Raw genomic sequence first — 10,000 nt, 5'->3', positions numbered from 1 at the left:
TTTGATACCTACTTCCAGACGATCTAGCGTGGTAAAAGGGTTAGTACCCCCTGTACCTGGGCTGGTAGTGGTTTTAATTGGAATTTCTTCACCAACAATAAAAGAGGATTCCTGATTATCCAGTGTTGTCAGGGACGGTGTGGCCAGAATATTGGAATTACTGTCACTGGTCACTGCCTGTAAAATGGCGCCCCAGTCGTTTTTCACCACCCCCAGCATCATACCTGTCACACCACCTAAGGCTTCGCCTAAAGCGGTGTAGTCGCCATTTTGATCTGGATTGATCGTAGTCACACCTGTTTCTTCGTTAACTACTGTAGTTCCCCTCACTGTTCTTGCTGCCGCTGCACCAGCCGCAATCTGACTGATAGGCACAACACCATTATTAAACTGAGTTAAGCCGCCTTGAGCACTAATCCATTGCACCCCTAAGTTGGCACCAGAGTTATCCGCCACTTCGACGATAATGGCTTCCACCAGCACCTGAGCCCGGCGAATATCGACCTGGCGTATCACATCCTCCAATGAACGTAATACATCAGGTTGTGCAGTGATCACTAAAGAGTTACTTTCGGCGTGAGCTTCAATACTTACATCCCTGCCCCGGCTTGAAGCACGAGCTCCCTGAGCCTGAGTTGCGGCCCCCTGCGCTTCAGCTGCTATAGTCGCGCTGACCCCTTGCAATACCTTGACTAATTCTTCTGCCTTGGCGTATTTCAGGTAATACACACGAGTATTGCCCTGACTTTCCAGCTCAGCATCCAGACGTTGCACTAAAGCCACCACCCGCTCACGAGCCTGACGCTCGCCACTGACGATTACACTGTTGGTGCGCTCATCCGCGACAATTTTGGGAATTAAAAACTCAGGTTGTTCTGATTTTCCTTGATTTTTATAAATATTTTCAAGAATCCTAACTACTTCAGCGGATGAAGCGTAACTTAATTTAATGATCTCTAAATCCTGATCACCTGCTTTATCGACACGGGAAATAATGTCGACCAGGCGGTTCACTGTCTCAGCCTGGCCCGTCATCATAATGACGTTAGAGGGATCATAGTTGACCACACTGCCACCGCCACTTTGATCAACAAACTGGCGTAATAGCGGCGCCAGCTCGCGCACTGAGACGTTTTTCACCTGCACAACACGGGTGACCATTTCGTCACCCAAGGCACCGGCATTATCGCTGACTACAGGAATATTGGAGGTCTTCGCATCTTTTTGCCGCACAACTTTCAATACACCACTTTTCATTTCAACCACAGAGAAGTCATACACTTCAAGTACGTTTAGAAAGAACTGGTAGTATTGTTTTTCATTCAGCATTTCATAGCTGCGCACGTTAATACGGCCACGGACCTGAGGATCAACAATGATAGTTTTATTCAGGTTTTTACCAACAATATTAATAAATTCGTTGATATCTGTGCCTTTAAAGTTCGGCTGATATTCAGTTGCAGTGGCGAAAAAGCTCAGCAGCGCAACAGCACCTAAACCTAACCAGCGGAAAACTTGCACACGAGAAGATGTCACTGACTTCATTAGAGTTTAACCATCTTAATTAATTATTATTGTGACAGACTAAAGACGATGTCTCTGGTCTGGCCGTCACGTTCAACCTTTATCGAAGCTTGCGTTGCTTCACGTAATTCATTCATGACCATCATGGCCTGCTGCATATCGTTTAACGCAGTACCATTAATCTCAACTGCGACATCATTGGCTTTTAAACCCATGCGCTCAAATAGCTCAGGGTCTTTGCCTGGCATAACTCTGTACCCATAAAGCTGGCCGTTGCGATATTGCGGCGACGCCCGCACATAATCGAAAAACTTCATTGGTTCAGACAACATTTCTTTACGCACCTCGGCTAAATCTTCCAGCGGAGGCTGGGGCCCATCCATCATAGGCTCAGGCTGAGGTTGGTAATCGATCTGCTGTAAGCCAGTATTTTGCGCTGCCATTTGCTGATATTCGATACCATCCAGCATCAGTGTTTCGAAACGTGAAGCTATTTTCAGCAAAACTCTGTCTTCAAACACCTGACTTAAACTCGCGCTAGTGCCTTCAATCTTGTCGTCGACACCATAAGTTTGCTCAGCGCCCTGGCTCTCTATTACTGCCGAACCCAGCTCAGGTCTTCCCATCACTGCAACAACTCCAGTCAGTTTCACATTTAAGCTGGTTTTTGGAGCTGATGACGGCACCGCCACTGGAGCCGCCGCGACGACTTGCGAGGCTTTGCCAAATAAACTTGCAGCCAGTATAGATTTCAAATCCGGAGCTGCGATACCCGACGCTGACACTGTAGTTACAATAGGCTCAGCATCCGGTGTCGGCAACAGTTGCCAACTCAGTTTTGCCAATAGCCAACAAAACAACAGTACAAATATTCCTGTCAGCCAGAAATTCAGTCGCTGATGCGGCAAACGGGTCAGCCATTCAATGGCGGGTCTGGTGGAAGCGAGCCAATTCATTCTTTAATAATTCTGTTACAAAACTCATTGCATCTTACCCAGTTGTTTTGTCCTCAACAAGCCTACATATCAGAATTCAGAACCCGCAGCAGGTCGCTTGGGTTCAGTACTATACTTTATGCGCAGCAACAGCGGAGACCAGGCATGGATAAATCGGTAAACCAGCCTACCACAGTTATATTACGTTTAGATAAATGGCTTTGAAGTATGTAGCTGTATCCAAATTTTAGATTTGTACTAACACTTTCAGCCATTCCTTACTACTATGTAGATATCACAATTCGGATATCTGTATGCAATTTATTACATCTCATAAATCTGAATACCATCAATGCAATATTTTTATGGCAGAGGACCTTTCTGTATTGCTGCTTCCAACATTGTTCAGTAAAGCCGTTAGTCGAACGGGTGTCGTGTGGAAGCGAGTGACCCTAGATGGAAAAGAAAAGTTTGTATCGACAATTTATCAGGAAGAAGAAATATCCGATGTCACGATAACGATACTTCACAACAAATTAGAGCACTTCTTCAACTGGTTAGTTCAATACAGTCGACATAACAGCCTGGTCAGTATCGATAGGCATCACAACATTCCTGAAGAGTTATTAAATCACTACATCAACACGGTCATCATTGAAGAGCAAGGAGCAGGTGAACACACGGTAGAACAGTATTTGATCGCGCTTCGAGATTATTACAATTTTCTGGCAATGACTGGATTTACCAATGCCAAAGATATTCGGGTAAAACCTAGATTCAAGTCGATAATTAAGAGAAATACGAAACGCCGCACCGCAGTAAAATACCTCACCCCTGAATTACGCTCCATTTTGTACCGCAATACCGACAGCCGACGAGATGAATTGTTACTTCGTGGTGGTGGTGAGTTAGGTCTTCGCAGCAAAGAAAATCAAGGGCTGCTGCTTGAGGACTTTATGGTGGGCAATAAAAAGCATCTTGGTTTCAAATCCCTGTTTTTGAAGATGGCGCAACATCCAGAGCAGATGGAATTCGAGTATTTTCTTCAAGGCCAATACACCAAAGCGCCGCGCAACACCAGCGGTGGCAAATCCCGGCGTCTATTTATCCACCGAAGCCTTTTAGAGCGCTACAAGTTCTATTATGACAATGAGCGCCCTGAATCAGCTGAGAACACCCTACTACTTAATGCTAGCTACGGGGGTTGCGGTACGCCGATTGCCGAAAACGCGGCATCGAGAGCATTTACGCGAGCTAAAAAGAAAGTGTTGGAATTGCAGAGAAGTGGTGCTTTACCAGAGCATGTGCAGATGCTGGAAGATGATCATACGGGTCATATCTTAAGGCATAGCTTTGGTACAGATAAGTTTTACGATGCGTGTAGAGAGAATCGCGTAAAAATCGACAGCGTTACACCCACATCAGCGGTCTACCTGCTCGTAGCGAAGCTGATGGGGCATAACGCCAAAGACGGTAGTGCGCCCGAAACTACTAAAACGTACATACGAAGCTGTCACATCAAAGAGAAGTTTAGCCCAGGGGTGCGTTATGACTGATATTGTAGATACGCATTCCAAAAAGGCATTCTCTGACATGCAATTGCAACAAGCGTTATTGGATGAGCAGGCGCTAATAGCGAAGGAGCTCCTGACGAATCAGGACATCATTCAACTTCCCTACAACCCTAAAGCCACTGCGCTACATTTCCCCAAATATACTCACCACGCGGCGTTCACAATCACGCTAGCGCCAGAACATTGCCAAACACGTCAGTTGTTATTTGGCGCATTCAATGCTGCAGCGTATCGCTACTTGATGACGGATGATTTTTCAGAAGGAAGAAAAACAGCTCTAAAGGTATGTCAGCATGTGTGGCGCTATCTGGATGTCATAGATCTGACCGATGAAAACCGTTTCACCTGGCCTAAAGATTATGAGGCGTGGCGAGTCAATGAGGATGGCGTGAAAACCCAATCCACAGGGCTTTCTTCACTCAAATTCATAATAGTAGACGCGCTGGCACTTGGCGCGTTTACTGAAACTCTCACCGATTACGAACGCGAATATCTGGTAACTCTGGCAAAAACATCTGTTGCGCCATGGGAGGAGGCTGATGCGAGAAATCTTAATCAATGGTTTTCACAACAGACTTGGCTTCGCCGTGATGATATTGGTATCGGGCATGAGTTATATACTCGAATAGGCTCACCTAAAGCACTGATGAATTCATTTCGCATTACCATCGAAAATGCACTTATGTATATACAGTCATGTAAAGATGCGCTCATTAATAGTTTCAGGCTGGCAGGCATTTCGCCAGAAGACATTCCGGTATTAGCAAATGTTACCTCACCTGATGGTCAAATACAGTCATACTATATCGAGAGGGCGAAGGCCAGAATGCTTAATCGTCTCAGACAAAAGTTGGTGCCACTGATTGATGATATTTCTCACTTAAAGAATGCGCTGGAATTGATTGTCTTTGCCGAGGTTTCCCCCCAATATCGAAAAAAAATATTCGACAAACTACTGGCAAACCAACCGATAACAACGACAGAAAAAAATCCACCAACCAGATTCTTCACCTCTAGACAAGAAGTAGGGTTATTTGGTGTTGGCTTTTTAAAGCAGCTTGCGCTTCACGCTGCAACCCTTCCTGACAATGCTGCAATACCAACCTCACTGGTTGAGTCATTACTGTTTAGCTACCTGATGGCTTATCAGACAGTGCAAGGAAGTGACATCCCAAAGCTTACCTTGCGCGATTTTAAATTTGTTAGGCGCGTAAATGGCACTATCACCCACATTGAGAGTGATTATTTTAAAGGTCGCGCCAAAAATAATGTGCACCAAGTCGAGACCTTAAAAACCAATGATGATATTGGCAAAGCAGTGCTTCGATATATTAAAGATGTGACGGCACTGGTGGAGCAAGATAAGCCGCTAACGCCAAAGATTAAAGTTGAGCGTTGCTGCCCTGTCAATCTAACGGGCTTATTGTGTATCGCCTGCACAGACACTGCATTATGGCATATCATTAATGAAAAACACCAAACTCAGCGAGTGGCTCCTGTGTTTCCTAAGGCGATGCGGGCAATACTTTGCAACGGCGTAAACTATCGAATTGATCAAAGAGCTAAAAAAACCTTTGAAATGACTTTGCCTATAGAATTTTTTGGTTTTGCTCATATCAAAACGAGTGCAGTGTACGCAGGTTCAAACAGTTTTGACCCAGCAAGCCTAATTAACCCACGAAGCCATACCAATAAGACGGAGCGAGACCATTATCTGGTTGAGGTGAACCACGAGTGGCAGAACAATTGCGGACGTGTCACCCGAGCGGTGATGCGGGATTTATACGTGAACGTCTTTACAGCAAGCGAAAGTGATAAACAGCTTTTTGAGAGCGAGTTTAACAAAGCGGTTGAGCATATTAAGACACGAGCCAATGATGTGTTGGGGTGCCTTAAAATCGTGACTGAGCAAACCAATGGTCGTGTAGATGAGCTAGGGCTTGTCAGCGCAGGTGCTCAAATTGACGGCGATTTACCTGATACAATATACATTCAAGACAGCCCTGAAACTGTGCTAAAACTGAAGCACTTTTTAGCTCAGCTGCAGGAAAAACACATCTTGCTGCGAGAATGTGCACCAGAGTTTTTATTCTTCAGTGCACTGCCTACCGCCGAATGGATAGAGAGCCTGTTTGATAATACGCGCTTCTCAAAAGCAAGCCTTGATAAAGGTCAAGCCATGTACGACCAATACCAGTCGCATTTGCCACCACATTTTACTGCTCAGCTTTCGTAGGAAGCTTATATGCCAATCGCCCCTCATGCCTCGCAATTATTGACCAATACCCCCCTATCGACACTGATGCAAAATAAGCTCGTACAGTTATCCCCACAGGATAACGCCGCGCTGACTGACAATGTGTGGCGATTTAAAAATCCAATACAAACTGTCACTGTTGATTTTAAGATATTTGAACAGACCTTCGTGCAATTTGCCGAGACGGTCACCGTCAGATTTCAAGGGCAGTTAATTTTGCTCAATCTCATAGAGTTTGCCAAGTTCATATGGCTTGAGGTGGCATTAGGAAAAAAGGTACACCACATAGCTTATCGTCAAATCATCGACAAACTCGCGTTGCTTTTTCATTACCTGCAGGAACAGCAGTTAGACCTACTCGATGTTACAGATGTAGAGGGATTTTATGGTTTTTGCCTCACGCACGATGTCTCCATCGTAGGGGCAAAAAAACGTTTGTCTGCGCCAGCTTTCGCCAATCGATTCGAGCCGCTGACGCTTAAGAAACTCAGGCAGATCCTTAACCAATATGGTGTGACTAATGTTGTTGGTTATATCTCTGAAAAGAAATTGCTTTCTGCACTTAATGGGGCGTGCTTATCCATCATGGATATGACGCGATTAGATTACCAAGAAGGGAGGAGCTTTAACTATTTGGGGTTGGATGCTGGTAAGCATTACATCGACCATTGCCTGCACCTTTTCGAGAATCACTACGCCTACATCAGTGCGATCCGACATGCCTATAAGGCGTTATTTGAAATACAGCAACACGAAAAGAAATTCGCGCTTGATAAAATATCAATGAATAGTTTATTTGGGCAAGTGCTTTATGGGAAATCTATTGAGGCGATTCGGGAGTCTCATGAGAGAAACAAGCGAAGAGTGGAGATATTAGTTGCTATCGAGGCGTTCGTGCATCAGCAGTTTCTTGAGGCATATGTTTCGGCAGAGCGAATCGTCAATGCCTTCAAGCTCGATACCATCAACCGTATTGCTGCAAAGTGTCATTTCCCTAAGCGCTATGATGCACAGGAATTTATTCGGGCGCTGTTATTTGTTGATTTGTTTGGTGAGCATGGCAAATGCAAACACGCCATTTGGCAAGAATATCAAGCGACACTATGCAAATACTCGTTACCTGATGAGGGTGCGGCGTTATCAGTGACATTGCCAGAGTTTGAATCGATAACCGATTGCATCCTATCAGAACTGAAAACGGAAATTCCTGCTGATACCAAAGGTATAAGGACGTTTCTTAAATCACTGGCAAATACCTTGCCCATACCGCCAGATAAGCACTATTCCGAGGGTAAGCATTACTTCAATACAATGACCTCCATGATTGAGGATGCTGGGACTACTGGATTTGTAGGGCTGACAGGGTGGAGAGCCAGTGAATACGGATTTAACCTGTCCAATATCGAAGTTGAAATCAACCCCGACCCACTAGACAACCAATACACCCCATGGCGTTTCCATGTTCGATGGAAAGTACCCAAAACCAGCAGCAACACCCCACTACCGAGAGAAATTACGCTTGGCAGTTACATATTGGCAACGCAACTAGCGCATCTCAATGTGGCGGTTAAGAGCGACCCAGCGATATATCGGGCAACAACGGTAAAACAAAAAGAAGACTCGGCGCCAAAGATTCAAAAAGCCATCTCCACTTGCTGGGCGAATTTTGTCAATCATTATTCGATATTCAAAGATATCGAGGAATGGCAGCACCTCAAAGGTAAAGCACCAATGACGATGAAGGATGAAACCGCCCTTAACACTCTTGAATCCACTTATCGATTCGATGAAGCGCCCATGAGGGCTATAATGAAACTGAAAAAAGAGCTAAATGATTCATTGCCAAGGGTCTTGCTGACGCAAGGGAAAGCCCAACACCAACAATTTGGTGATGCATTAAGAGCTTATAGCTATGGGAGTGCGCCTAGCGATATCACAGCACTGTTTGATGCTCACTTAAGCGAGGATACCAGGACGAAGCTTAAAAGCGGTGAAGTGAAGTTGGATAAGGCCAGCGTGCGTTTTGTTCGAGGTGAGCTTTTAGGTGATGCGGTTTATCCAACCGCGCATGCCTTACGGCATATCTTTGCAGAAGCGGTGCTCAGGCGTTATCGAGGTGACGTCGGGCGGTTTATCAGGGCTCATTTTAAACACCTTGATGAGCGTTTTTTTATGGCATATCTCCGCGATAAGGAATACCGAGTTATCCAGCAAATAGCGACCCGCCATGTCATCAATTCAGTGGTGAGGTTGCACATGGACAGTATTGAAGATGAAAATCGCGAATATGCCGGAGGGGTGGATCGATTCTTATCAAAAGCAATGGCGATAACACATGTTTACTCGAATGAAGAACAGAAAGAAAAACTTGCGCAGGCTGCTGTAAAACGTGTCTTGGCGATAAAATCAAATCCGTGGGCAAGTTGCCTGCTTCGGGACGGGACGCAGCAAAACGCTAAGTGCAGCGTGAACGGCGAACCTCAGCGGCAAAATGCGCAGCCGAGATTATGCTTGGGGTGTCTGAACGCGGATATCGCAGAGGGTAACTACAATGGTATTGTTATCTACACCAAGCAGAATGTGGCAGCCTGTCGAAACCCTGAACTCCCCTGGTTCATCAAAGAGCAACACTATCACACTGTAAAATTGGCGCTAAGGCGCGTGGAAGAGCTGCGTCATAACAGCAATAACCCGACATATGACAAGTTCATTACACACCTGAAAGATACGATATTGATAGCAGATGCACAACGAGGGCAAGCAGCATGAGTGATTATTTAGATGAATTTCTTGATAAAGATGCGCTCATAGCTTCAACCCCGCCACCCGCCCGACCGAATTGGGTATCTGATTCAAATAGCTCTGGTGCAGCGTATGAGGCAATCCAAAGCCTCTATCAACAAAAGCTCAGGTATATCCGTCAACACAGCAAAAAAACAGACTTCATTAAAAAGTCTACCTATGAAATTTCAAAGTCTGAAGTCGCAAGAGTGGCGAGTGTGAAGATGCAGGCGATTTTCCACTCAGTGAATTATGCCGGGGCGTTACAAAAAGAGCTGGCTGAGAAAAACGACAAGCTCCTAAAGATTAAAGAGAGCAAGCTGACTAGCCGTTGTGCGGGTGAGAAAGGTAAGACCAAAGATGAGCTGATACAAAAAGTCAGGGAGTTGAAAGCGAGAGATAAGCTGATCTCAAAAACGACTACGGATGAAGTGTTAGAACTCACGTTGCAACGTCTGCCGCTGGATGTAAAGCGCCACCTGAAGTTGGTGTAAGCATGAGCAAAAACGGTCAGCAAAACCTTGAAGAATTTATGCGTATCTCTCATTAACTGTCGCGCATCTACATCAACTCGTTTTGTTATTCATAAAACGGTGCTATGAGCGAATATCGGCTATTCAGATCAGGCTCTCTCGAAAAAGCGAACCTCTTCTTTGCCTTATTTGCGGACATTCGTTTTTTTTGGGGGCTTACAAGCGTATTGAGCACTGTATTGGACGAATCCACCTATTTCTAAAGTCTAACGTTCAGAAAACAACGTGTGCTTCAGTGCAAAGATAGCATCTACTGTGCTTAAATTTTCAGCTCTGTGACATTAACCTGAAAATACAAATCAACTAAAACCTCTCTTCAACTTTCAACTGAATTTCCCACGAGTTCACATCTTTTGCACCGCCTACAGGTTTTGACAGGTCAACATGAATGACATG

At 45.1% G+C, this 10,000-nt stretch carries 6 protein-coding genes; 4 read left to right on the top strand and 2 right to left on the bottom strand.

What is annotated here, in order from left to right:
- Both gspD and gspC read right to left on the bottom strand, forming a co-directional pair.
- On the bottom strand, nucleotides 1-1,545 hold a 1,545-nt coding region (gspD, locus tag LDL40_RS17520), incomplete at its 3' end, for a type II secretion system secretin GspD (RefSeq protein WP_300996758.1).
- A 26-nt stretch (nucleotides 1,546-1,571) separates the two neighbouring features.
- Nucleotides 1,572-2,480, bottom strand: coding sequence for a type II secretion system protein GspC (gene gspC, locus LDL40_RS17515; protein WP_300996757.1), 909 nt, complete (start codon nucleotides 2,478-2,480; stop codon nucleotides 1,572-1,574).
- Nucleotides 2,481-2,773: 293 nt separating this feature from the next.
- On the opposite strand from gspC, the gene LDL40_RS17510 reads away from it, so the two are divergent.
- From LDL40_RS17510 to LDL40_RS17495, 4 genes are read left to right on the top strand one after another with little or no spacing between them, the layout of a single operon-like run.
- Nucleotides 2,774-4,015 (top strand): site-specific integrase, encoded by a 1,242-nt coding sequence (locus tag LDL40_RS17510; protein WP_300996756.1) that lies wholly within the window; start codon nucleotides 2,774-2,776, stop codon nucleotides 4,013-4,015.
- Nucleotides 4,008-6,269: a hypothetical protein gene (locus LDL40_RS17505; protein ID WP_300996755.1), complete on the top strand. Its 2,262-nt coding sequence runs from the start codon at nucleotides 4,008-4,010 to the stop codon at nucleotides 6,267-6,269. Before LDL40_RS17510 ends, LDL40_RS17505 begins: the two co-directional genes overlap by 8 nt.
- A 9-nt stretch (nucleotides 6,270-6,278) precedes the next feature.
- The gene (locus tag LDL40_RS17500) at nucleotides 6,279-9,059 is read left to right on the top strand and encodes a hypothetical protein (protein WP_300996754.1); all 2,781 of its coding nucleotides are present in this window, start codon (nucleotides 6,279-6,281) and stop codon (nucleotides 9,057-9,059) included.
- Nucleotides 9,056-9,565: a hypothetical protein gene (locus LDL40_RS17495; RefSeq protein ID WP_300996753.1), complete on the top strand. Its 510-nt coding sequence runs from the start codon at nucleotides 9,056-9,058 to the stop codon at nucleotides 9,563-9,565. Before LDL40_RS17500 ends, LDL40_RS17495 begins: the two co-directional genes overlap by 4 nt.
- The last annotated feature ends 435 nt before the right edge of the window (nucleotides 9,566-10,000 follow it).

This window comes from Rheinheimera sp., assembly GCF_020217005.1.
Taxonomy (GTDB): domain Bacteria; phylum Pseudomonadota; class Gammaproteobacteria; order Enterobacterales; family Alteromonadaceae; genus Pararheinheimera.
This window is presented reverse-complemented; position numbering and strand designations above follow the sequence as displayed.